General features: G+C 43.2%; 25 protein-coding genes and 1 pseudogene. 2 read left to right on the top strand and 24 right to left on the bottom strand.

Annotated features, from left to right (window positions below; genetic code table 11):
• Window positions 1–151: 151 nt before the first annotated feature.
• The 12 genes from PAV_RS24710 to PAV_RS24655 all read right to left on the bottom strand — a co-directional run bounded on the left by PAV_RS24710 (window position 152) and on the right by PAV_RS24655 (window position 9297).
• Window positions 152–931 carry a hypothetical protein gene (locus PAV_RS24710; protein ID WP_005550707.1) on the bottom strand — a complete coding sequence of 260 codons (780 nt, stop codon included), beginning with the start codon at window positions 929–931 and terminating at the stop codon, window positions 152–154.
• Complete coding sequence (locus PAV_RS24705) at window positions 928–2367, bottom strand: sensor histidine kinase (protein WP_005550706.1); 1440 nt, start codon at window positions 2365–2367, stop codon at window positions 928–930. Before PAV_RS24705 ends, PAV_RS24710 begins: the two co-directional genes overlap by 4 nt.
• 3 nt (window positions 2368–2370) lie before the next feature.
• Window positions 2371–3027 (bottom strand): response regulator transcription factor, encoded by a 657-nt coding sequence (locus PAV_RS24700; RefSeq protein ID WP_005550705.1) that lies wholly within the window; start codon window positions 3025–3027, stop codon window positions 2371–2373.
• A gap of 337 nt (window positions 3028–3364) precedes the next feature.
• Entirely contained in the window at window positions 3365–3622 is a 258-nt protein-coding gene (locus PAV_RS24695) for a hypothetical protein (RefSeq protein WP_005550704.1), read from the bottom strand.
• A 136-nt stretch (window positions 3623–3758) separates the two neighbouring features.
• A complete protein-coding gene (locus PAV_RS24690) occupies window positions 3759–3974 on the bottom strand; it encodes a hypothetical protein (protein ID WP_005550703.1) in 216 nt (71 codons plus the stop codon).
• Entirely contained in the window at window positions 3971–4312 is a 342-nt protein-coding gene (locus PAV_RS36515; RefSeq protein WP_005550702.1) for a sensor histidine kinase, read from the bottom strand. Before PAV_RS36515 ends, PAV_RS24690 begins: the two co-directional genes overlap by 4 nt.
• 56 nt (window positions 4313–4368) lie before the next feature.
• Window positions 4369–5376: a sensor histidine kinase gene (locus PAV_RS24680; RefSeq protein WP_005550701.1), complete on the bottom strand. Its 1008-nt coding sequence runs from the start codon at window positions 5374–5376 to the stop codon at window positions 4369–4371.
• Window positions 5373–6080: a response regulator transcription factor gene (locus tag PAV_RS24675; protein ID WP_040736805.1), complete on the bottom strand. Its 708-nt coding sequence runs from the start codon at window positions 6078–6080 to the stop codon at window positions 5373–5375. Before PAV_RS24675 ends, PAV_RS24680 begins: the two co-directional genes overlap by 4 nt.
• 497 nt (window positions 6081–6577) lie before the next feature.
• Window positions 6578–6811 carry a glycine zipper domain-containing protein gene (locus tag PAV_RS24670; protein WP_005550699.1) on the bottom strand — a complete coding sequence of 78 codons (234 nt, stop codon included), beginning with the start codon at window positions 6809–6811 and terminating at the stop codon, window positions 6578–6580.
• 217 nt (window positions 6812–7028) lie between these two features.
• Window positions 7029–7652, bottom strand: a complete 624-nt coding sequence (locus tag PAV_RS24665) for a LysE/ArgO family amino acid transporter (protein WP_005550698.1) — start codon at window positions 7650–7652, stop codon at window positions 7029–7031.
• Between the two features lie 30 nt (window positions 7653–7682).
• Window positions 7683–8681, bottom strand: a complete 999-nt coding sequence (locus tag PAV_RS24660; RefSeq protein ID WP_005550697.1) for a fatty acid desaturase family protein — start codon at window positions 8679–8681, stop codon at window positions 7683–7685.
• A gap of 412 nt (window positions 8682–9093) precedes the next feature.
• Window positions 9094–9297, bottom strand: a complete 204-nt coding sequence (locus tag PAV_RS24655; protein WP_238555914.1) for a hypothetical protein — start codon at window positions 9295–9297, stop codon at window positions 9094–9096.
• Between the two features lie 282 nt (window positions 9298–9579).
• Between PAV_RS24655 and PAV_RS24650 the strand changes: the two genes are divergently transcribed.
• A complete protein-coding gene (locus PAV_RS24650) occupies window positions 9580–10332 on the top strand; it encodes a polysaccharide deacetylase family protein (RefSeq protein ID WP_005550695.1) in 753 nt (250 codons plus the stop codon).
• Window positions 10333–10458: 126 nt separating this feature from the next.
• Here the strand turns inward: PAV_RS24650 and PAV_RS24645 are convergent, their stop codons facing one another.
• The 11 genes and pseudogenes from PAV_RS24645 to PAV_RS24600 form a co-directional block, all read right to left on the bottom strand.
• On the bottom strand, window positions 10459–11163 hold the full coding sequence (locus PAV_RS24645) for a stalk domain-containing protein (RefSeq protein ID WP_005550693.1): 705 nt from the start codon (window positions 11161–11163) through the stop codon (window positions 10459–10461).
• Between the two features lie 27 nt (window positions 11164–11190).
• Window positions 11191–12354, bottom strand: coding sequence for a TolB family protein (locus PAV_RS24640; RefSeq protein WP_005550692.1), 1164 nt, complete (start codon window positions 12352–12354; stop codon window positions 11191–11193).
• 201 nt (window positions 12355–12555) lie between these two features.
• Complete coding sequence (locus PAV_RS24635; protein WP_005550690.1) at window positions 12556–14148, bottom strand: sensor histidine kinase; 1593 nt, start codon at window positions 14146–14148, stop codon at window positions 12556–12558.
• Window positions 14090–14782 carry a response regulator transcription factor gene (locus tag PAV_RS24630; protein WP_005550689.1) on the bottom strand — a complete coding sequence of 231 codons (693 nt, stop codon included), beginning with the start codon at window positions 14780–14782 and terminating at the stop codon, window positions 14090–14092. Before PAV_RS24630 ends, PAV_RS24635 begins: the two co-directional genes overlap by 59 nt.
• Window positions 14783–15075: 293 nt before the next feature.
• Complete coding sequence (locus tag PAV_RS36510; protein WP_238555922.1) at window positions 15076–15372, bottom strand: DUF4358 domain-containing protein; 297 nt, start codon at window positions 15370–15372, stop codon at window positions 15076–15078.
• Between the two features lie 5 nt (window positions 15373–15377).
• A complete protein-coding gene (locus tag PAV_RS36505; protein WP_005550687.1) occupies window positions 15378–15575 on the bottom strand; it encodes a hypothetical protein in 198 nt (65 codons plus the stop codon).
• A 15-nt stretch (window positions 15576–15590) separates the two neighbouring features.
• A complete protein-coding gene (locus tag PAV_RS24620; RefSeq protein ID WP_005550686.1) occupies window positions 15591–16739 on the bottom strand; it encodes a DHHW family protein in 1149 nt (382 codons plus the stop codon).
• 40 nt (window positions 16740–16779) lie between these two features.
• Window positions 16780–18185: pseudogene (locus PAV_RS24615) on the bottom strand (MBOAT family O-acyltransferase).
• A gap of 30 nt (window positions 18186–18215) precedes the next feature.
• Window positions 18216–18923 carry a GDSL-type esterase/lipase family protein gene (locus PAV_RS24610; RefSeq protein ID WP_005550684.1) on the bottom strand — a complete coding sequence of 236 codons (708 nt, stop codon included), beginning with the start codon at window positions 18921–18923 and terminating at the stop codon, window positions 18216–18218.
• Between the two features lie 195 nt (window positions 18924–19118).
• Window positions 19119–20921 (bottom strand): sensor histidine kinase, encoded by a 1803-nt coding sequence (locus PAV_RS24605; RefSeq protein WP_005550683.1) that lies wholly within the window; start codon window positions 20919–20921, stop codon window positions 19119–19121.
• Window positions 20918–21595: a response regulator transcription factor gene (locus PAV_RS24600; RefSeq protein ID WP_005550681.1), complete on the bottom strand. Its 678-nt coding sequence runs from the start codon at window positions 21593–21595 to the stop codon at window positions 20918–20920. The genes PAV_RS24605 and PAV_RS24600 overlap by 4 nt, the downstream gene beginning before the upstream one ends.
• A gap of 171 nt (window positions 21596–21766) precedes the next feature.
• Here PAV_RS24600 and PAV_RS24595 point away from each other — a divergent pair, with 171 nt between their 5' ends.
• Window positions 21767–22048 carry a hypothetical protein gene (locus tag PAV_RS24595; RefSeq protein ID WP_005550679.1) on the top strand — a complete coding sequence of 94 codons (282 nt, stop codon included), beginning with the start codon at window positions 21767–21769 and terminating at the stop codon, window positions 22046–22048.
• A gap of 163 nt (window positions 22049–22211) precedes the next feature.
• Here the strand turns inward: PAV_RS24595 and gshAB are convergent, their stop codons facing one another.
• On the bottom strand, window positions 22212–24551 hold the full coding sequence (gene gshAB, locus PAV_RS24590; protein WP_005550678.1) for a bifunctional glutamate--cysteine ligase GshA/glutathione synthetase GshB: 2340 nt from the start codon (window positions 24549–24551) through the stop codon (window positions 22212–22214).
• Between the last annotated feature and the right edge of the window lie 25 nt (window positions 24552–24576).

The raw sequence follows: 24576 nt of genomic DNA, 5'->3' as shown, positions 1-24576 counted from the left end.
TTAGATGGACTTGTATAGAAGTTGTAAATTCAATCCCCACTAAGTGAAGCTTTGGCTTCAGAGTAATTTCAGATACTTTGCGGGGAGCTCCAAAATTAACAATAAAAAAGCCGATCGCTATAGGCAATCGACTTGGAGACTATGAGTCTGGCTATTTAACTCGAATATAGCTCAGCAGCGCCATAATATCTTTACTGAAACCACTGACCTCATTTCGCAAGCTTACCGTAACACTGTATTTGATCGTTTGGTTGTCCTTGCTCGTGTAGAATATTTCCACCGCATCATTCATGTCCCACCGCGTCATATCTTGATTCAACGTCAATTCAGACAGCAGGTAACTTCCTTTTTCCTCAATGAATCGATTCGCAATAATGGATCGATCCCCAATATCGAAGACTTTATTTTCCGTAATCCTCTGAGAGGCGCTCTGTTGGCGGCCTTTTCTTGACATTTTGAGAACATCGCCGTCTTTTGCATTCAGCACCACATCATAAACCTCATTGGGCTTCTCAGATTGCGTCAGGGTTACATAATATAGACCTCTCGGGATTTGATCGAGCAAGGCTTTGTCTCTATAGTAAATTTGATCGGGCAAGACTTTGTCGCCGTAGTAAACTACAGGTTCGTCTTGCGGCCGCGGGCTGTTCAGCAGATCGTTAAGCTTGTTCTGGTCTACGTACATTGATTCGAATTGAAGCTCATCCATTGCCACATTCATTTCGTAAAATTTATTGATCGCCTTTAGACTAAGCGTCTTCGCCGTTTCTTGTGAAAGCAAGCCTTCATATTCCGGTTCGTTGCCCGGGTTCTCTTCTATGATTTGTTTGACCATCACTTTATCCTTGGGGATCGCGTTAAACCAGTCTTCACAACCGGTCAACAGGACGAGGAATGCCATGCACATAAATGCGACAATCCATTTTTTCACGAATGTTCCCCGCCTTTCGACTGGATCGAAGCAAAGGCAACTTCAACGATTGTCCCCTGAACCTCATTGTCTGCAATATGAATGTCAGCATGGTGCAATCTGGCGACACTTTGACAAATCGAGAGGCCAAGGCCCGCCCCGTTATTGCTTCTCGTTCTTGCTTTATCCGCCATGTAGAACGGCTCGAAGATTTTATCCCGATGCTCTTCGGCAATCCCGATGCCTTGATCGACGATCTGAACAATATAATGGCTGCCGCGCCAGAAAGTACGCAGCTCAACGGTCTGGTTTTCTGCCGAAGCTTTAATCGCATTGTCTACGAGATTGAAGATCAGTACCTTAATCAGATCTGGATCGACAAGCAAGCTCCCTTCCTCGCAATCCGTGTCGATATGAACCCGCTTCTCCTTGGCCATGATCTCCAGCGCCGGCCGAATTTCTGCAACAATGGCTCCGAACTCATGCGCCTCCATTTCGAAGCGATCCTCTTGAAGCATAATCAAGTCCATAAGCTTCAGCGATAACGATTCCAATCGTTTTCCTTCCGAATAAATGACGTTTAAGCCGTCAAGGAACAGCTCCTCGTTGTATTTCGTCGTCCTCATAAAATTGGCATAGCCGATAATGGAGGTTAACGGCGTTTTTAACTCATGAGTAAAATTATCGATGAACCTTTGCTTTTGTTGATTGAGCCGTTCAAGATCCGAAATTTTATCCTCCACGACTGCAGCCATTTCATTAAAGTTATTGGCTAATACGCCGATTTCGTCTTTGGACTTCATATGAACCCTTTCCGAAAATCCACCTTGAGCGATGACCTGCGCCGTCTTATTCAGCCGGTCTATGGATCGTGTCAATCCTCTGCTCACGAAGAACATAATCAACATAAACAGGAAGCAGGCCGCCAAATCCACCTTAAAGAAAAAATGATACTGATCCACCCGATCTTGATATACAGGAGTTACATCTACCATGTAAGTAAACACATAAGGTTTATGATTGATATTCGCCAGGTTCGAAGTGAAGAGAATCGTGCGCTCGTCAATGTCCCGCAAAATATAGCGGATTTCATTATCCTCCAGCTTGTCCAGCTCGTTGCGCTCGGCAGGCAGCGGAAAATCCATATTGCTGAACACCGACCGGTTCGTTTCGTCCCTGATATCCAGGTACACCCGTTTATCGCTGTTTTTATGTATAAATTCATTGGCAATTCTCGTTAGTACCGTTTTCTCGTAATCAATAGAGTCATAGATGCGCAAAATCGGTACAATCGCTTCAACGCTCGAATGGATACTCATATTTTGACTCATCGCATTGTTGATTTCTTGTCCGAGCATTTTGTTATGGCTCCGCTCAATGACCGTGATGGAAGCTGCATGAAAGATGATTAGAAATAAGAGGATCGTGAAGACATAAATTTTCTGCCAAAACTTCATCACCTAGTCCTCCAGCCGGTAGCCCATTTTGTAAATCGTCTTGATATGATCCTGGAGATCCAATTTCTTGCGAAGCGATTTGATATGCATATCGACCGTTCTCGTCTCCCCATAATAGTCGTATCCCCATACTTTTTCGATGAACTGTTCTCTGGAGAGGGCAATATTTTTGTTTTTCAGCAGAACGACGAGCAAGTCGTATTCTTTCGGCGTTAGCTCGACGGGTATCCCCTGTTTGAGGACTTCCCTTTTGTCCAAGTCCACTTGAATCGTTTGAAACGCCATCAGCCGCTCTTCTTTGCCGTATCTACGTAACACGGCTTCGATCCGGGCTAGCAGTTCAATCGCTTCGAAGGGCTTGACTATGTAATCGTCCGCTCCGAGCTTCAACCCATTAACCTTGTCGTATACCGAATTTTTCGCCGTCAGAAAAATGACCGGAATGCGGTAGGGACGAATGTTCTCCATCAATTCGAATCCGTCCATATGCGGGATCATCACATCCAACAGGATGAGGTCGAACGGCGCCCGCTTCAGCGCCTCCAGTGCTTCCAAGCCGTCGTAAGCCTCGGTTGTCTCATAGTTTACTAAATTGAGGTTCATTTTAATAATTTTCGAGATATGAATATCGTCTTCGACAATCAAAATTTTTTGTGACATGACTTGAGCACTCCTTGCAAGGGGCAGTTCTTATGTTCCATAATAAGGAGAATAGATTACGACAGCAAGTGCAACTTTAAGATGGAGAAAAACCGTCACCGGATCGCGACTTTCTTCACTACTGCGGGACGGTTTGCAGATCTGTCTTTCTTGCATTTAATTAATATTAAATCTCCATAATACGGCGACGCATAAGGCACATTGGGCGAAACTCCGTTTAAATAATTGTCGGCCAACTGAACGCATGAACTTATGAAAACGCGAATGACCCGTATAATTTTCATATTATACGGGTCACATTTCTATCAATTAGATGTTTTTTGCGATTAATCGTACATTAAATCGATCCTGCGCCTTTTCCTTGCATCATTGAGTTATTTTGCATCATTCCCTGAGAGTTAGAATTTCCCCCTCTTTGATGACAATTGTTGTACATTTGCTCCAATTCTGAATCATTTAAATTTGGATGCATTTCTTTCATGAAAGGAAGCATGTCTTTAAAGGTACCTGGATTCACATCTGCCGCATAAACAGCAGATCCGATTCCAAGAGTCAGAACAGTTGCACCAACTATCGCTATGAACTTGTTTTTCATGTTGTCACCTCCTTTCAAGCGTCAATCACTTATCCAAAAGTAAATTGTCTGATGAATTACTTTCATCATAATCTTCAAATATGTTGAAATTGTGTAGATTGGCGTAGATCCAAAAAAAAGTGACTCCTCATTGAAGTCACTTTCTATTTCGCTTATGCTTTTTTAATCGAAGTATTCGGCAAATGAGATAAATGAGAAAACCTAAGACAACGATCCCTAGGCATGTCTTCAGTTTGAAATAATCCATTCTACTTATGAAAGTATCTCCTTGATAATACATAGCCGACACGGTTAAACACACCAGTCCAATCGTCACAAAGAATGCGGCAATCAACCAGTCGACTTTTTTCATATCGACCCCTCCTGTATCGTCGGTAGAGCAAATTGAACCGTAAAACAAGTACCAATCCCCTTCTTACTGGTAACCTGAATGTTCCCACCCTGCAGCTCCACTAATTTCTTCACAATGGATAGTCCGAGCCCTGTACCGCCAGTTTGCCGTGATCTGGACTTCTCTGCTCGATAGAAACGTTCAAAAATGTACGGAAGCTCCTCCTCTGGAATACCAATGCCTGAATCCTTTATGGAAACAGAAACCGTATCATGCGTGTAACTCGTATGGATTCGAATCGTACCCTGTTCCGTATAACGTATCGCATTTTCCAATAGATTGATCATGATCTGTTCCATTCGCATTCCATCCCCGCGGATTAGCGGAATTGAATCCGTAAGATGAACAACCAGTGCTAGTCCTTTTCCTTTGCTTTTAAAGTTACTCTATTTACGACCTGATTTATCATGTCATTTATATCGACCCACTCGATGACAAGATTGACCTTACCTTCTTCCATCTTCGAAAGTTCAAACAGATCGTCGACCAGATGCTGGAGGCGAACACCTTCTTGATAAATGATGTCTAGATAACGGTCCTTCTCTTCTTCTGTCTGATACAAATGGTTTTTTACCACATTGGCATATCCTTTAAGGTGCGTGATCGGAGTTCGGAGTTCGTGAGAAATGTTGGCGAAAAATTCTTGCCGCGTATCTCGATATCGCTGTAAGTCGTTTGCTAAATTATTGATCGCCTCCGCTAGATCACCAATTTCATCTTTTTGTTGAATCTCTAATCGTGTTTCTAACTCTCCAACGGCAATTCTCTTTGTCGCTTGTTGCATAAGAATGAGCGGTCGGGAAAAGAGTTGAGCCATTACCCAAGTTATACCGATGGCAAGTAAAAAGGCTCCTACTCCTGAAAGGAGCAGCAGATTTTGCACAGCAGCAAGAGACTTATCCATACTTAGGGTGGAGGCCATTACATAAATTGCTGAAGATACTTGATTATCGTGATAGATCGGTTGTCCAATCACGACATAATGATTGCCTAATGGATCTTGGTGTTCTAAGTTAATGGAATTTCCAGAGAAGATCTTCTTAATATCTTCTGGATGGATAAACGATCGGTCTGAAGCACTGTGTTCACCTGTATGAAGAGTTATTTCGCCTTTAGAATTGATATAAAACATACTCACATTTGAAAAATCTGCGAAGGTCATGATCATTTCCTCTGAGGGAGACTTCGTTGTTTCTGCCATCGAGATGAAATGAGAGGTCATCTCTGCAACCTCCGTTCTCATTTCCGAATGATAAAAGTTAGAGAACATCTGATAGATACTTACGCCCAAAAAAGAGATGACGATAAAGAATACTGAAATGATGATTAAACCAAGTTTCACCCCAATTCGATTTTTCCTCATCTCGATACCCCTTGGGCTGTAAATTTGTATCCTACCCCCCACACGGTTTCAATGGGGTTGTAGCCAAGACCTGCGTGTTGCAGTTTTTCTCGGATATTTTTTATATGGGTATCAACAGCACGAGTGTCACCGGTGTATTCATAACCCCATAATCGTTCAACTAACTCTTCTCGTGGAAAAGACCGTTGCGTATTTTTCGCTAGATACAGAAACAAATCAAACTCTTTGGGCGTAAAATCAATCCTTTTTTCATGAATATAAACTTCGCGAGCTTCTGCGTTTATTTTTAGATTATGAAATTCCATAATTGTATGCTGAATCTTCTGCGATTGGTTGATCATAGAACGCCTTAACAAGGAAAAAACACGCGCCACTAACTCTTCGGGTTCAAAAGGCTTTGTTACGTAATCATCAGCTCCAATCCCGAGTCCATGAACTTTATCCTTTGTATCAGAGCGAGCCGTGAGCATGAGGATAGGTATTGTTTCGGTCTCACGTATTGCTTTACAAACCTGCCAACCTTCCATTCCTGGCATCATGACATCCAAAATGACAAGATCAAATTTACTCTGCTTCATGATGGACAACGCCTCGTAACCAGATGAGGCTTCCTTAACTTCAAAGCCTTCCTTTAAGAGATAAATGCGCAGCAAATTACGCATATTCCATTCATCATCTACGACAAGCACCCGAATTTTTGACATATTGCTCACCCGCTTCTTCAATCCTAATTCAAATGTTAACGTTATAAACTTTTCATTTCAAGATAAGAGCGCACTCTCTTGCAAAAATCGCCTTTGTTTGATATTTTTCTCCTTATCTTTCAAAAAATAAATTTCCATCTTTATTTTGTCCATTGCTCGTCATTTGAAGACTGCTCTGTTGCAATGTCTGTGTTCATGAACTCTGCCTATACTAACCAGCATTACAATCATCATCAGTGGACATTTCCCCTCCTATCTGCTTTTCTATCTGCATTTTAAACCCATATTGTGTAGAAACCATGTTGAAGTCTTGAAATTTAATGTTTCCATACTGAAAAGGTAAAAGCTCCTGAAGGTATATACCCACAGGAGCTTATGACATAAAGAAAAATAAACCGCTTTTACACGATTTTGAGATGTCACTATGTTATGGTCATCCGACAAATCAGGGTGCTGAGTTTCCTCGGCGCCCTGATTTTCCTCACTAAAATATGGAGCTAGTCCTGTTTACCTTGTTCAGTTCCGTTGTTATTATCAACATTATCGCCTGCCTTGTTGCCCAACGATGCGCCTACGATACCTCCTACAACGGTACCAACAGGTCCCAAAGCGGAACCAACTACAGCACCTACGGCACCACCACTTACTGTTCCTACAGCCTCTCCAGTACCAATACCAGCCGTGTTCTGTTTAGAATCATCGTTTCGGTTACGGTCGTTGTGTTTAGCCATCTCGTTCACTCCTCATTTTGTAATGGGAAACGCTGCTTTTGCCTGCGTATCATTCCAAAACATAGCGTTCCCTAACTTTTTTAAATCGATTCACCGATGGGAGTCGCATAACCAGTTGTCTTATTCATTTGACTATTAGTACAAAAGAAAAAACCGCTTTTACGCGGTTTGAAATGATGTCACTATGTACTGTCATACGACAACTACAGGTAACCCCTCATGCCATCAATTGTTCAATCAGTTGCTTCAGTATGTATATCGCGACTGCCCAAATAATAATGGCTGAAATCTTATTGATATTACGGATTAACCTTCCATTGCTATCTAACTTTCCTACGACCTTCCCTGCAATCGCGAGCGCAAAAAACCAGCACCAAGATACAACGACACATGCAGCAGTAAATATAAGCTTTTCATTCCCCGTATAACTAAGTGAACTTGTGCCAATGACGCCTATCGTATCTAAGATCGCATGAGGATTTAGCAACGAGACAGATAGAGCAAATAATATCTGCTTCTTCGCACTTAATACATTCCCGTCTTGCTCCGTGTTAGGAGGCTCACTCTTCCAGACGGACCATCCCATATAGACTAGAAACACTAGCCCAGCACCAAAGAGAATAAGCTGCAGCCATGCAAGCTGCAACACAACGAGGGAGACGCCCAACACAGCCAGCAAGATAAGCAGGGTGTCACATAATGCGGCAGTTAGGATTACGGGTAATGCTCGTGACAATCTTTTCTGCAATGCGCCTTGATTAAAAACGAATACGTTTTGCGCCCCTAGTGGAATAATAAGTCCGAAAGCTAATGCAACGCCATGAAAAAATGCAACAGTCAAGATCCTTCCTCCTATTGTCCTGCTGAGATGCTATTCAATTCTTTTATTGCGGCCAAAGTGCCTTCCACAGATGTCTTCAATGGCGCTAAAAAAACCGGGAACAAATGATTTAAAAAATCCAGTGCAGTGATGTGCATTCCTATATTCCTCGTCCTCCATTAGCAGCAGATGTGCTTTCTTCAAGTTGTAATGCGGTACTGCCGGAAACAGGTGATGAACAAGGTGGAAATTGTCGTGGTGTGGGTGAATCAAAAAACGTTCAATTGGATTGCCGAACGTGTTGCGGCTTGCGTACAGTTCATTGTCTGTTTTCAGACCGGAATGCTCTGCCATCTCAGCCCAATATCGAAAGATCTGGAAGGTCGTTAGCAATGGCACAAACCAGAATAATAAGAGTTCTTTCCAAAAGCCGAAGTAAATACTACTTGCTATTATTGTAAGCCAATAAATTGATTTGGCAAGCTTTTCTGACCATGGTTCTTCCTTGGATAGGATGTTTACACGAATCGTTCCGTAAATATACTTGGGAACATGTGTTAAGGTTAAGGGCTTGAGGATGTGACGAAACAGAAATTGTTTGATACTGTCCTGGGGCTTATCCAGCCCGATTAACGCGTAGCGCTTCGTATCAGGGTCATGTTCTGGATCCCACAGGTGCTTGTGATGCATGTAATGTGATTTGCAGTAAGTCGTGTAGGAAGTAAAGACGGGAAATGCTACAAAAAAGCAAGCCATCCACTTATTCAAATTGCGGTTCTCAAATAATAAAATATGACTGGCCTCGTGCATTAAGTTGTCGAAGGCCCTCATCCTACTGCCAATTAAGCAGAAACTAATCAAGTACATCCACCAACTTGGATAAGCTTTGGCCAAATAGATTCCTCCTGCAATAATGAGCCAGTCGTAACTAATTGCGAAAAAGTTATACCAATTGTTCCTCTTCTGCAGCTTTTGCACTTTCTTGCGAATCTCAGTTGAGAATATCGCCTTCTTCACGATATGTTTCTCGCTGCGTGCAGCCTCTTCCATCATTATGCCTCCTTCTTAGCTTTCTCTTCATCAACAAGGATGCTGTCTTATTAAAGAAGTAATGAAACTAAGCAACATATCTTGATGGGCAACGGGTTGAATTTTCAGATCACCTCCAATACAAGACTTCAATCTCCTTCATTCACACATTTATAATGGTAATTTCTGATCGATTTAACATCTATATACTACCTTATATGCAATGTCGTGTAAACCTTTGTTTAACAGAGAATCACTACTTTCATCTTCAAGGTAAGACGGTTTAAGATCATGTTGTGGAAACAATGATTCGTTCCGACGATGTGGAGTATCCATGAAGAAAATGATTAAGACCCTACCATGATTTGCACGATAGAGTCTAATAATGGGTTTCCTTATTCACAGCCGCAGCCTGGATGGTCTGAGCCAACAGTTAAACCCATTTCGTTCGCTTCAGGCAGCAGGTCATCGTTCCCCCGATAATGGAGTCGCCTACGAACAAGCTGCTGCAGAACAAATCCTGAACGCTGCCCGCAGGCGCCTGTGTCGTAGCGAGCGGAGTTGACCCTTGTCGTCTGCCGCGCCGCAGGCTACAAGTGTCCATAGAATCGCCGCTGATAGAATAATGCTTCCCCATCGTTGAACCCTTTTCATATGCAATATCTCCTTCTTGCAAGATACCCATATCATAGAATAGAAAAATCAATATCGGGTGCAGAGGAGATCCAATTCTGGGTGCAGACGCTCTCCATATCGAGTGTTTTACTGATTTGATTCCGTCCCTTCGGATATTCTTGAAATGATTTATATCTTATCTGCATCTCTTCTACATCTCCATCTATTACTCTTCTTATTGTTCATGTATGGGACATTTCCATTTTCATGTAAAATCATTTCATAATAAGGATGGAGTAGAAAAATGAGCATTTCAAGTCATGGTACTGGAAAAAGTAGAGCAAGAAAGGTGGCCTTAACTTTTTGCATTGTTCTTATAACTTCAATTAATTTGTTCTTTATATTAGGAAAATCAAATCCTATTACAATTGATGGATTGGCAAAAGAGAAAGTTGTTTATCTCACATTTGATGATGGCCCTAGTCAATTAACTGGACAATTTCTAGATGTACTAAAAGAATACAATGTAAAAGCAACATTTTTTATGCAGGGCAATAACCTACAAACTACTAAATTTCAGGAGAATGTGAAGCGTGCAAGTAAAGAAGGACATTATATTGGAGCACATAGTATGACCCATAACCATAAGAAGCTGTATAATGACGGACAGTTTGTACCCGAAATGAGAGAGACACTATCTCTTATTAAGGTGATTACCAATACAAATCCTAAGCTAGTAAGAGCACCTTACGGTTCCGTACCAGGACTAAAAAGTCAATATATAAGGGATCAAATCGTAGCGGCTGGCTTAAAAGTTTGGGATTGGACTGTTGATTCACATGATTGGGAGTTGAAGGATAATCCGAATCAGATTATCGAAAATGTTAAAAAGCAGACAACTGAACAAGTAGAAGTGGTGCTGATGCATGAAAGAGCTCAAACCTTACAAGCACTTCCTGAAATCATTACATTTTATAAAGAGAAAGGATATAAATTCAGTGTATACAGCGATGCAAAACACTTCCGTCTAAATTTCCAGAAAGATAAACGTCTCTAATGTGAAATTTTGAATAGCCGTATTGTTTGCCTCACCTTTTATGTATCTAAGTGTGCCCGTTGATCGAGTTCCTTGTTTCGGGTTAAAAAATCCCCCCTGATTTCAACTTCATCAGGGGGGATTTTGTTAATTATCAGTCAGTTTCGCTACACTAACAGCGACCTGTTCGATTTGACTGCTGCTCAGGGTCCCATCAGGGGAACTGATTGTCACCGTCCGGTCGTCCAGTTTGAAACCAAGCAACGGCGTTTTGGAAGGTGTATACCACTTGGCGCTGACGCCGTTGGACAGCTTTACCTCCTTGAATGTATAGTCGCTCGAATAATCACGTGGCGACACATTAACAGTCATATGCTTAAAAATCAAATTGACTCCATCGCTCGAAGCTACAGCTTTAACATAGCTGTCGGTTTTGGCCATTTGCTTTGGAGCATAGGCCGTTTCAAAGGATTCAAAATCAGCGTAAGCCTCTTTGATCGCCTTTATCTGTGCTTTATTGTAATTGATCGTTGTCCATTCCCCTGCTGGCTGGCTATCGCCGGTCTGCTTCGTTTTCAGCCGAATCTGCTGGCTGGCGGCATCGTACCCGACATTGATTCCAGTCATGTCGGAAATGGCCCGCACAGGCAAATACGTCGTATTTTGATAGGTGATCGGCACCAGCTTATTGCCATTACTATCTGTTAAAGATTGATCGCTTCCGTTTACTTGAAAGGTAATGCCGTGATTGAGATAAACGTTGATCTTCTCCAGCTTGCTTCCGGCATATACACCAGCGGCTCCCGATAAAGTCATTCCCAATACGATAGCGGACAGAAGTGTTTTTTTCACAATGAATCTCTCCTTTATTGAACAAATTCACATTTTGAAATCGACAATATGGGTTACGGTAAGCTTTTCTTTGTCATTCACGGTGATACCCAGTCTGGAGCCGGAAGGGTTCCAGCTTAACGGATATGCCGGGTAGTACGTCAACCCTAGCGGCGATACCTTGCCGGAGACTGTATCAAAAATATAGACACCATTCATGCCGCCCTTATCCTCGGTATAAACCGCGAAGGCCAGCTTGGAGGAATCGGGAGACCAGGATGGGTAGGTCAGCACATCACCTTTCCCAATTAGCAAACCTTGTACATGACCACCCGTATCGTAGATGAGCAGACGAGATTCTTCCTTCCCACTGCTTCCTGCCGTGGAGACGGCAATCCGCTGACTGTCGGGAGACAGGCTCAACGTGGAGACATCCGCCGCAAGCAGGGTTGGCTTAGATTGTGTAGGGGCGAAGCTTTTCAGACGGCTTTTGGCATCTGTGTAATAAATCTTCCCGTTACCCACAGCAAATTCGGTGAAAATCTCGATTTCGGGATCCTGCAGATCGATCTTTTTCCGGGTACCATCCACGGATATGTTCCATATCTCGCCTCGGCCCTCCATCGAGCCGGCGGCAAGAATATAGGAGTCATTATTGAGCCAGCCGCCTACTTCCATATAATTGTCGACCGCGACTTCACGCTGCTCGCCTGTAACCATATTTTTGATCGCATTCACGGCCTCATATTTATTCTTCCAAGTCTGAATGAAGCTATATTTCCCATCAGGTGATCGAAATGATTTGATGACCTCATCCTGACCCGCTCCTGTCTGTTCCTTGATGCTCTGCCGCTCTCCTGTCTCTAGATCATAACGGAACCGGTGGTAGCTATATTGCGCTTCTTTCGCAGCGGTGACCTGCTTCTCCAACGTGGTTACCTGGATATCCAGTTCATGGTCTGACAGCCATTTCTCTATATTAGCGCCATCAATCCGGTGTATGCGCTGAACGGAAATTCCCTGCTCAGCGGGCGGTTTGCTCTCCTTGACGACTATCAGTTCACGTTTTCCTCCTCCCTCTCCGGCGCTGGTTTGGCCTATTGTAACCGGCGTGCTGATCTTCTGCTCTGCGTTACAGCCGAATAAGATGCCGGATGACAGGAAAGTCGCGGCAAGCAGTACGGCGCTGTATATTCCTTTGTTGATCTTCATCGGGGTCCTCCTGCTCAATAATGTTATTCAGACCCAGGTCGCTTGATCCAGTTGTTGTCTCCTTCCGAACCAACCGGCTGCAAGCTCCCCCATGCCCTTAGAATAGCGAGACAATATTGCGCAAACATATCTGGCTTGTAACGAACTTGTAAACAATTCAGAAAGCTGAACGCTTAACCATTGTGAAGAGCCCGGATGATTTCATTCATTCCGGGCTTCGCCTTTGTATGGGAGTATAGATTGAACTTTCAAACCAGGAGCATGTAGTGGAAGCTCAACCCTGAACCGCGAACCGCCCGATCCCGTCTCGGCAAGCTGCACCGTTCCCCCTTGCTTCTCAGCCAGATTGCGAACCAGCGCTAACCCAAGTCCTGTTCCGCCACTGGTTCTTGATCGGTCTCTACTGACTGTATAGAACGGATCGAAAATGCGGGATACAGCTTCCTCTGGAATGCCGATTCCTGTATCGGCAACCTCGATGATCATCCGATGTGCTCCGTCTGCTGACGCTACAGGGTAGTTTAGCAGGTGAATTTGTCCGCCTGGTCGGTTATATTTCACCGCATTGTCCAGCAAATTTAGCATGATATGCATTACGTTCTCCGGATCGGCCCACACCTCACCTGCAGCAAGCGAAGTATGGATCGTAACCCTGCAGATGTCCGCCTTTCCTTGCAGCTGGGCCACAGCTTCCTCCAGCAATGGCTGCAGCGACACCGCCATCGCATGTGTCTCAAACTCGTAAACATCCATCGCTGACAACTGCAGCGCCTTCTCTACAAGACTGTACAGCCTCTGTGCCTCCTTATGGATGCGCCTTCCGGCATCATCCAACAGGGCAGGATCATCGCTGTACATATTCAATAGGTCGGCGTACGCGATAATCGAGGTTAACGGTGTCTTCAGCTCATGGCTGATATTGCCGATGAACTGCTTCTGCTGCTGCTCCAGTTCTCGCAGTCTCCCCACCGTTTCTAGCAGCTTCTGCTTTTCTTCATGCAGAGCACCGACTGACGTGGAGATGCTCCTGCTCATCTCATAGATTCCTTGTGCAAGCTCCCCCAGCTCATCCTTTCTGACTACCGAAGGACCCGATAGATAATCGCCTTGCCCAATTTGCGATGCCGCCCTGTTCATTTTGTCAATGACATTGACCTGCCGCCGGACATACACGTAACCAATGAGAAAACCGACACCCAGCACGATGCCTCCGGCAACTAGAAACAACTGGCGAATTTGAGCGTAAAACGTATTTTGCTCGGTGAGCAAAGCATGAAACTGCACCGTGCCAAGATGCTGCTCGGCATTGTACAGGGGAGCCAGAAACAATAGTTGATCCCCTTCGGTAATGTACGCCGACTGCCCCTGTGTTGTAATTTGCAGCGCATCCTGCACATCGGCCTGCGGATGAAACGGCAGCGAGGTGCCGGCAATGGAGCCATCCACCGTATACAGAGTCACCGCCATGCCGCTTTGTGCGCCCAAATCCACGGCCAGCCGTTGACCCATCTGCTGCATAAACTGATTCGGCGGCATCCTGTCTTCGGTCAGATATTCTTCCCGCACGCGCAGATTAGCAGCTTCTACCTGGCGGGTAAAAGACTGCTCAAGCATGGTTCGCTGGTTCTCCCGGATGCCGCTCAGCACCAGCACGCTCAGGCAGGTCACGCAAAAACCAGCAGCAGGGCGAGCAGCAAAGACATTTTCCCCTTTAGGCCCAGTCGAAATTTTCCGGTCATCTAGGGTGACCCGTGCTTTTATAGCCGATTCCGTACACGGTCTGAATAAGTCCATGGTGAGTGCCCAGCTTTTTGCGCAGCCGCTGTACATGGATGTCTACGGTGCGGGTGCCGCCCGCAAAATCCATATCCCATACCTTCTCCAGCAGCATTTCCCGTGAATAGACTCGACCCGGATTGCGCATCAGCAAGACCAGCAGATCAAATTCCTTAGGCGTTAAATCCAGCAGTTCTCCTTCGATAGATACCGTGCGGCTGAACATCTCTGCGGTTAAATCCCCCAATCTCAGCACATCCTGTTGCTGCTCCTGCTGCATTTGTTGTACATAACCTCCCCGGCGTGATAGAGCCTTGACTCTGGCCAACAGCTCCCGCATATCAAAAGGCTTGGTCATGTAATCGTCAGCGCCCAGCTCCAGCCCCAGCACTTTATCGACAATATCATTCTTGACAGTCAGCAGCAGAATCGCAGGCCGCGGCTGTCCATCCAGCTTGCGGCATACGTCATAACCGCTTACACGAGGCATCATGACATCGAGCACCATAACTTCGGGCGAGAACGTCTCCACCTTTTCCAGCGCCTCCTGACCGTCGGCTGCTGTCTCCACCTCATAACCTTCCCTGCTCAGCGCGTACACTAAGGCCGCCTGGATGCTGCTCTCGTCATCGACCACAAGTACTTTGATCATGGACATCTCCACTAATTTATTTATGGTTAGCTCAACAATCTATTTTTGACGTTATAAGTCCTTATGGAATATAATACCTATTTGATGGTAACATAAGTTTGCTGCTAAGTGTACAAGAAAACCATAGCGGCGATGGACGATATGTTTTATAACCCTTCCGATATAATCAGTCCTTCTATACAAAAAGCTGCACCAGAAAAATGTTCTGATGCAGCCGATAACCATATAAATCTTGTACATACGACCTGTTTGATGCTTTCCCGCAATAGGCCGAATCGTTCAGTAACCTATTTTTACTTTAATGCTTCGTCAAATGCCTTTTCGATCTGCTCAGCATCAGCTGAGACCGCAAACAGAACATAGTGAGATTTCACCTTTAGTACGTGTTTTTCAAGAAGAGCATATTCATCAGGGCGATAATCCTTAAATTTAACTGCTTGAGCGTCGATTCTTCGTGCAATACTTGCCTTGACACTATCTATCTGACTTTCATCCTTCACTTTAATGACAACAATTTCATCCGCTCTGACGTTAGAAGAAGCAGTATATACCAAGAAGTCCTCAACTTGTTCTGTACCAAGGTCGTACAGCTTCTTCAGCTTATGCGCGTCCCCTTTTTCAGCTTATCGAACTTGACCGATTGTTTCATCTGATCCTCTATCTTGGCAGCAGACACATTAATGTCTGACTGCTCCGAAGCACATCCTACTAATGCGCTAATTGCAAAGATGAATAGGAGTAATGCAAAGAAACGTTTATTTCTAGCAATATGATGATAAAAGTTCATGGGCATGATCCCGCTCCTTCCTTACCCTTCTTCGTTCGCTATATAATTGATCGATGGATCTTCAATGAATGTATTCATGTTATACAGAATCAACATGTCATGGATTTGATGCTGTTTCGCAAGCGCAGCAACATCTCCTTCATCATATCGAAGGTCAACCATATAAATTTCACTGAAATGCGATGTTAAAAAAGGTACGAAGCTGTTCGCATAGGAATCCTTGATCACCAGCAGTTTCTTTCCTTCGTGATTACTTGTTTTAATCTGAATCATAGAATGATTGCCGTTAAAAAATACGGTGTACTTGTCCTTCTTCTTCACATTGTCCATCGCATACATCGAATTCGTGGACTGTTCCTCTTCGACATAATCGACGGTTACCTTCCCTTCGTGCTTCGGCACATACAAATCTATGCTGTCCGGGTGCAAATTCCTAAATCCGCTCTTTGAATATAAGGAACCATAGAAATCGGATGTTACCGTCTGTATATCGAATTCCTCTTCCTTCACCGGCTTGAACCCCATCCAATTGCTTAGCTGCTGGTACGCATAGTAAGCACCCTTACTTGTCCAATGATGATCGGTTTTATAATAGATCGGTTCATTCTGATGCAAAGAGAGCACTGGGTATACATCAACATAGCGAATCCCTGGATTCAAAGAAGTTTTTACGGTATGAAGAGCGTCCAGCTCTCGATTCTCAGATACGTATGTAGGGAGCTTGCTTTGCAGCACACTAACAGCGGTTGGAGCAAGGATTACATACTTATTAAGGTCAGGCGTCGCAGAATGAAAAGCATTGATCGATTGAATTTTCTCTTCGAGCTCTTTTTTATTTATTTCAGCGAATTTCTGAATTAAATAGCCGTCTTTACCAAGATACACACCGTTACTTTCTTTTTTACCTATCGCTTGATCCGCATTTGACTTTACACCGACCCATACATCTCTAACTACGAATTGATCCGTCATAAACTTCTCAAAGTTGGATGTGAACTTCCCCGAAATAAAGCTGTGAAATGAAAACGTCGGTAACTGCTCAAGCTTCCGATTTTCTTCCTCTGAGAATTCCCGCTTCGGCAGGATCAGGTTGAGTATGAAAATAAGGCCGATTAGTGAAAGAAACAATACAGCGATAACAGACTGAGACAACTTGTCATAACGATTCAAGTGAAATCACCTCCTTAGTAAGATGTGATGTACCATTTTCTTAAAATCTAAAGTACAAGAAGGGATTATACGTGTCATTGACCAAATAAGCTGTTGAGAGTAACAGGAATAGAACATAAACGATTGGCGATAAAATTGCGCTCCCTAATGGGTATCTTTTTTTCAGTGCTGACAACATCTTCCTCGGCAACGGCGTAGCTGCTAGCATTGCAAGCAGCAATACAACTAGATTCGTCGACAAATAATAATAAGTGTTGTTATCAGCATAATGGTATGTGCTGAAGCCAAACATAGCTTCTAGAAATGAGATGGCTGCCGATAAACCATCTAGATCAAAGAATACCCATCCCACCATGACTATGAAAAGTGTATATAAATTCCCCATTACGCGAGGGAGATGCATCAACCATTTATGCAGGAACAGCTTCTCAATCGCAATAAAGCATCCGAAATAAAGACCCCATATGATGAAATTCCAGCTTGCACCATGCCACAATCCGGTCAGGAACCATACAACAAATAAATTGCGGAACTGCTTCACGCCCCTTACCCTGTTCCCGCCTAGAGGAATGTATACGTACTCCCGGAACCAAGAACCTAGTGATATGTGCCATCTACGCCAAAACTCTGAGACACTGGTTGAAATATACGGATAATTGAAATTCTTTGTGAGCTCAAAACCGAACATTTTGCCAAGGCCGCGCGCCATATCTGAATATCCACTGAAGTCGAAATAGATTTGCAGGCTAAAGGCAAGAATGCCGATCCAAGAAGATGCTACGGTTAAGTCAGACGCAGGTGATGCTTTGATGCTTGACCAGAGCATGCCGATATGATTCGCAAGCAGCACCTTTTTTGCAAGGCCTCTAACGAACAATTGTGTGCCTTCCCCAAATCGCGATAATGTAATCTTTCGCAGTATAAGTTGTTTCGCAACATCACCGTATGCAACGATAGGCCCTGCAACAAGCTGCGGGAACATCGTCACATAGGTGCCGAAAGCGATCAGATTTTTCTGAACGGGAACCTTATCTCGATACACGTCGATAATATAAGACATGGTTTGGAATGTGTAAAAGGAAATGCCTACAGGGAGCGGGAGTGTCGTTACTTCTACATGCAAGCCAAACAGCGAATTGAGGTTCTCAACCAGAAATCCGTAATATTTAAAGAAACCGAGAATCCCAAGATTTCCGACAAGGGAACAGACCAACAATGCTCTAGCTGTACTTTTTCGATACCGATATTTATCAATAAGCAACCCATACCCATAATCGATTACAGTTGAAAAGATCATGAGAAAGATGTAAACAGGTTCTCCCCATGCATAGAACACTAAGCTTGCTACAATCAAAATTACATTTCGCAGTTGATTCGGTGCTATAAAATAGATGAGAAGGGTCATCGGCAAAAACAGGTACAAAAAATCAGACTGCTAAATACCAACACTCGTCGACCTCCTTCATGCGAAGCGTATTACAGTTCGCCTTTCAGAAAGTCGAGCAGAAGCGGATAAAATTCAGCTTTGAAATGAATGCCGTCCTCCTCATAGAGAGCTGGATTCTGCTCAGCAATAGAGGATACATCTACAAACTTCACTTGTTTTTTGCCAGCCAGTTCTTTCAACATTTGATTGTAAGCGGCAATATTGGAGTACCGCGGCTCTTCTTTTAATGCTTTCTCTGTTACCGGGGTTACCGACAATATCGTTATTTTGGTTGAAGGGAGCTTCTCTTTGATCTGGTCGAGCAGCAAGCCATATTGTTGAATCGCGAACTGCAACGGATTATCCGTTGGCCAGAGGATGTCATCTGAGCCGAGAGCGATAAATAAATGCTCAGGATTTCTCTCGACCAGCTTGGCCGCGTCATTGTCTTTTACCGCGAAGAAGGCTGTTTTGCCGGCCTCTCCAAATACATTCCTGATGTCTAAAACATCATGAAACATAAACCCTTCTGTAATGGAATCGCCAAAGAATACACTTTTTTTGAACAACGATTTCAATTCATCATTTTCATTCATTGATGTTGCGGCTTCTTTTAGCGTTGTTGCGTCTTTGTTCGTTGAGGTTTCTGTATCAACTGCCATCGAAGATGTTCCGCCATTTTGATTTGCACAAGCAGTTAGGGAAATAACAAGCATCCCTGCCAGCAGTATCGTTTTCCATGTGTTCAACATTATCATCTTCCTCTCCTGTGACTCCCTTTTTTGTCCATTGATGTATGTGTTGTCTTACCTCATAACAATGGATAGTTTAATGTGGAGAGATGCAGATAAAGTGCAGAAGAGATTGATTTGAAATAAAATAAGAGCAGTTCTTGATGTTGACAAGAACTGCTCCTGGATACCGAATCTGAATTGGTTTGGCTTATGGCTTTTTTAGAAGTTGCTTTTCTTGAGGTAGAAAAAGAACAGAACACCATCTGTTGTATTGCGTGCACCGTAATTAACCTCATGTAGTTCCAATATTTTTTTGGAAATGGCTAGCCCAAGGCCAGTTCCTCCAGTAGAACGATGGCGGGAAGCTTCTCCCCGATAAAAGCGATCCCATATTTTCTCGATTTTCTCTGACGGTATATGGACACCTGTATTTTCAATACATACCTTCACCGATTTCTGTTCCTCATTCATGGAAATATGAATGGAATGCCCCTCTGGAGTGTAGCGTATCGCATTATTGATAAAGTTGACGATGACTTGACCGATGAGGAGCTGATTGGCCACGACTTCGATCGGAGCAAGGGATACATGTAAGTTCAATTGCTTTTTTGCGATTTCTGCAGAGAGCTTCTTACACGATTCATCAATGACTGTATCGATACGGAATGTGTCCAGTTGTATTTTATAGGTACCTGATTCATATTTCGCTAATTTCAACATGTCCACGATGAGAAGATCCATTCTCTTCACTTCACTCTCCATCGCAGCAAAGTAGTAATCCTTCTTGTGATTCGCTACCCCATCTTTCAATATCGACAGACAGCTCTGGATGACACTCAGAGGGGTTTTCAATTCATGTGACACACCGGAAATGAATTCCTTGCGTGTATGCTCCAACTGCTTTTCCTTTTCAATGTCATGCTGAAGCTTTTGGATGTAGGAATGCAACTTGTCCGATAGCTCATTAATATTGCGGGAGAGAGCCCCGATCTCATCCTTTGACGTAATCGGAAGCTTTTCAGAGAAATCCAGCTCCGTTATTTTCTTGGTCATTTGATTGATTCGCAATAAAGGTCTGGCGATACCTTTGGAATAATAGAATGAGGCCAGCAATATGAGCACCAGAACGAATACAATGAGATAAACATAATAATCCTGGATCATCTGCACGGCTTCATCAACTGGCTGCAGGGAGGTCATTGCAAATAGATATGCGTCCTTCCCCTCTTTGTCTTTTATAGGCATAACAAACTGTTTATATTTGATCTCATTCTCTTCGTACGCACCCTCTAATGCAGCGGTTGCCGCTTCTACATTCTTCAATAGCAATTCTGCTTGAAATGCTCTGATTCGGTCTAAGAACAGATGGTTCGAATAAATGAATCGTATAGGTTCATTTTTTGCAGGAAGTGTCGTTTTCGTTATGGTACCGGTTAAGTAAAGACTGGGGAATTTCTCATTATTCCAATCTTCTTCATTTCCATTTGGAAAGAGCTCATGTTCTTTGTTTGCAATTTGATTATTCTCCCACGTAAGTGCGAAGTTATATATGCTCATTCGATAAGGAATAACTTCTATCCCTTTTCTAAGGACTTGAATTACGGCGTCGGTCCCTTTTCGTAGAAATTCATGTCCTTGTCGGATTCCCTGAAAATCATTAAAGCTATATAAAGGGATTGTGATGGTTTTGGCAGCGAAATCCCCACCACTAACGCCATTTATTTTCACTTCGATCGAGTCATCATTGCTTTCTTTTATATTGCCGAGTTGATCCAGTACAGTTACCCATGTATTATGCTCTCGATAAAATTCCTGTTCCAGCCGCTGTATCTCTACCGTGTGATTGTCTGGGTTAGCATAGTTTTGAGCGAATGCTTCAAGGCTTGCTTTCACATTCTCTACCTTTTGATGGACATAATATTTCTTGAAAAATACGGTTTGGCCAAAATAAATGATGGCGAGGATAAGCAAACATAGCGCTGTTGTTAACACAAATAATTTGAATACGATCCCTTTTTTCATGTTATCTCCTCAAATTTATAGCCAGACCGAACAACCGTAACGATGCAATCAGATTTGTCCCCTAGTTTTTGACGCAAATTCCGTATATGACTGTTGATCGTCCGTTCATCGCCTTCATAGTCATAACCCCATATTTTCGTTATCAATTGTTCGCGCGTGATAATAATCCCTTTGTGCTTCATTAAGTACGCAAGTATTTCAAATTCAGTATGAGTCAAGCTGCAGCTAACTCCATCTACTGTAACCGTACGAGACTGCACATAGACTGAAATGCCGCTGCTAGTGATCATTTCGTTGTCCATTTCTTGCATTTGTCGGTTTACTAGCAATCGCTTCGCTCGTGCGAGTAAGATTGGAGGGCTGTAAGGCTTGGTAACGTAGTCGTCTGTCCCCAGTTCAAACCCGAGCAATGTATCGTCCTCATCTACGCGAGCGGTCAGCATAATAATAGGAACATTTGAAATTTTTCGAATCCGACGACATACAGACCAACCATCTAATTCTGGCAGCATAATATCAAGAATAAGCAGATCCACGTTATTTTCCTGAAATATTTGTAATGCTGCTTTGCCATCCCCTGCTTCTAGAACGTTATATCCTTCGTTGCTAAAATAGTCTTTCATAATTTCCCGCAATATATGCTCGTCTTCGACGATTAGAATGGTTTTTGTCATGATTTATACCTCGTTGATTGTTGTAAAGTGAATGCTAGCTGATCATACAAGAAGTTTAACCATGATCAAGTATATTTTTCAACCGATTCGTCGGGGGAATGCATAATGCAGGGACAGAAAAACAATGATAACTGTGATTGAATACCATTTATGAGAAGGGGATTTTTCACCATGCATTCAGATTTCGAAAACGCATTTACACGCATTCACCTGTTGTATCATGCGAATCAACATGCACTTGCACCTGAGGAGATCCAACCTGAAATGAACAGCCACGGCTATCAATGTAGTCCACAGCAAGTAAAACAAGAGCTGGATCATCTGACGAGCGAAGGTTATCTAACGATCACAGGTTCCCTATACGATATTACATTAAGAGGAAAGGATGAACTTCGAAGCGTTCAACAACATCTGGAGACATTATATCAAGAAGTCGCAAAGCGTAAAGTATAAGCAGCTTCTTATATCATCAAAACCAATCTTCCATACGGTTTGTAATAACCGGGCAGAAGATTGGTTTGAATCCATTAACCACTAGGTACCCACTACCCATAGTTTTTTATTTTTACTTACAAAGAAAAAAACCGATCGCTATAAGCAGATCGGCTATTCATAATTAGTTTGCCAATTCTCCAAACAGCAAGTCGATAATTTTCTCATCCGCCTTACGGTTCTTCCCCTTGTATGGATAGCAGTGGATATGAATGGCTGGGTTAAAGTTGATCTCAATAATACTGTAATTGGAATCGGATGCTTCAATTGTAATATCATCAATCATCATGTCTACTCCACATAAAGTAGCCCCTGCGGCCTTTGCTGATTCAATGGCTAATCTCTTATAACTTTCTGGAATTTCATCGGTATAGTCAAGACTATCTCCACCTGTACTGATATTGGAGTTTTCCCGTAAATAGACAACTTGACCTAAGGAAGGGATCTCACTCCATTGATGGTTATGATTCTTTAAGTACATGGTTTCTGCTTCGCCTAGCTGTATTTTCTCTAAAGGCGTCTTATAACCGCGACCCCGTAGCGGATCTTTATTCTTTTCATGGACGAGCTGCTCAATCGTGTGAACTCCGTCACCCACGACATTCGCCGGTACGCGATGCAGTATCCCTACAACTTCATCGCCCATGACTAGGAATCGATACTCCTTACCTGTCATGAATTCTTCAAACAGAACCGTCTGATCGTGTTTAAACGCCATCTCGAATGCTTTTTGGTAGTCCTCTTTCGTGAACGAACGATTAAATATGGTGATACCTAACCCAAAGTTGGTGGACTTCGGTTTAATGACGATAGCTTTGTCACGGTACGTTTCATAGGCAGCCAATGCCTCTTCCTGACTACGGAAGGCATCCCCATTCGGTACTCGAATGCCACGCTCTTTTAGAACTTCTTTCGTCACAATTTTATTCTCCATGATCAATACCGTACTGTAGGAATCAAGCGATGTCTTGGTAGCCTGCTTTACATATTCCTTGTGATCTCCCTTAGTAAGCAGAACGAAGTTCTCGTCTCGGTCGATTAATTTGAACGTAATCCCACGTTTGATAGCTGCCTTTAGAAGCAATTGAGTCGATAATTCTAAATCTTCATATCCAACAAAACGGTACCCACTCTTCTCGCTCTCTTCGGCATACACTTTGGCTTTAGCCAGATGATATTTCATATAAGTGGATTTCTGAATGTCCGACTTAATCCTGTAGGCAAAGCACAACTCGGGATAAAGGATTTTTTGCATCTCCCCATCTAGGATTTGGATCAACTCTTCCCCGTCAGGATTCAAAAGCCGCACCATTTCTTGCATCTCACGGATACAAGCAAGTGCCAACTCCTTCATCGTGCTGCGGGAGCCCCTAGAATCATATAAGTTCCCTTCCATGCCTCCCGTGATCACCTGATCATGATTGAGATCCGCCATCTTCTGGTCTTCCGTACCGAAAGGCTCATCTTCTTTGAGCAGCATAAAGAGAATGAATAGGTGGATAACATACATCGTATCTTTACTAATCCCAATCTTATGTAGTGGATTGAGATCAATCAAGCGCAGCTCTAAATAAGCTACTCCGTCTTCTACAAGTTCTTGCAAAGGATTCAACCCTTTGGCTGTTTTCAAGCGAACGGGGCTGTAGAATTCCTTTGCATTTAGCAATTCGCCCTGCCGAATTAACCTGTTCAAATCCCGAACGTAGTCATGTGTTGAATCAAAGGATACATAGAACGGTTTTTCATTCCGATAGCCACATACACTATTTCGCAGCGAATTCATATTCGGGAAGTAGTAGCTCTTGTTATCATCTGAATGGCCTAATGACACACACTTGTAAATATAGGTCTTATCAAAGACTGGACTTGCCCCTGTTAAATAGATGAGCAACCAACGGTACCGAAGCAGGTTGCGTGCGATCTTAAAATAAATTGCATCCTTGAAGTCCTTGTAGGCTTCACCTTGCCCTAGCGTTTCATGCAACTTTCGTAAGAGCCGTTCATCAAACGAGAAATTATAATGGATTCCACTTAGCAGTTGTCTTTTGCGACCATACTTATCTGCTAATTCATGTCGGTATTCATCCGCAACAGGATCATTTACCTTAGCAATAGGAATCTCTTTTTCATCAGGTAAGATTGGAGGATTACTGCTTGGCCACAAGTACTCCCCATCAAGCTCTAATGACACAATATCATGGATAGCTTCCATGAATCGATAGGTCTCTTCAATCGAGTCAAAAGATGGGGTAATCATCTCGATCTGACTCTCTGAAAAGTCGGTTTGGATATAGGGATTCTCCGTTTTACTTCCAAACGTCTTAGGATGTGGGGTTAGCGCCAATTTACCTTCATGATCTACCCTAACATTCTCTTTCTCTAAGCCAAATTGACCTCGAAACAAGTCCATATTTAACGATTTATCGACGATTTGTTGTATGATATCACGATGTAGCAAATTCACATGTTGAACCTTCCTTCATTCATAT

This window comes from Paenibacillus alvei DSM 29 (genome assembly GCF_000293805.1).
Taxonomy (GTDB): Bacteria; Bacillota; Bacilli; order Paenibacillales; family Paenibacillaceae; genus Paenibacillus_B; species Paenibacillus_B alvei.
This window is presented reverse-complemented; position numbering and strand designations above follow the sequence as displayed.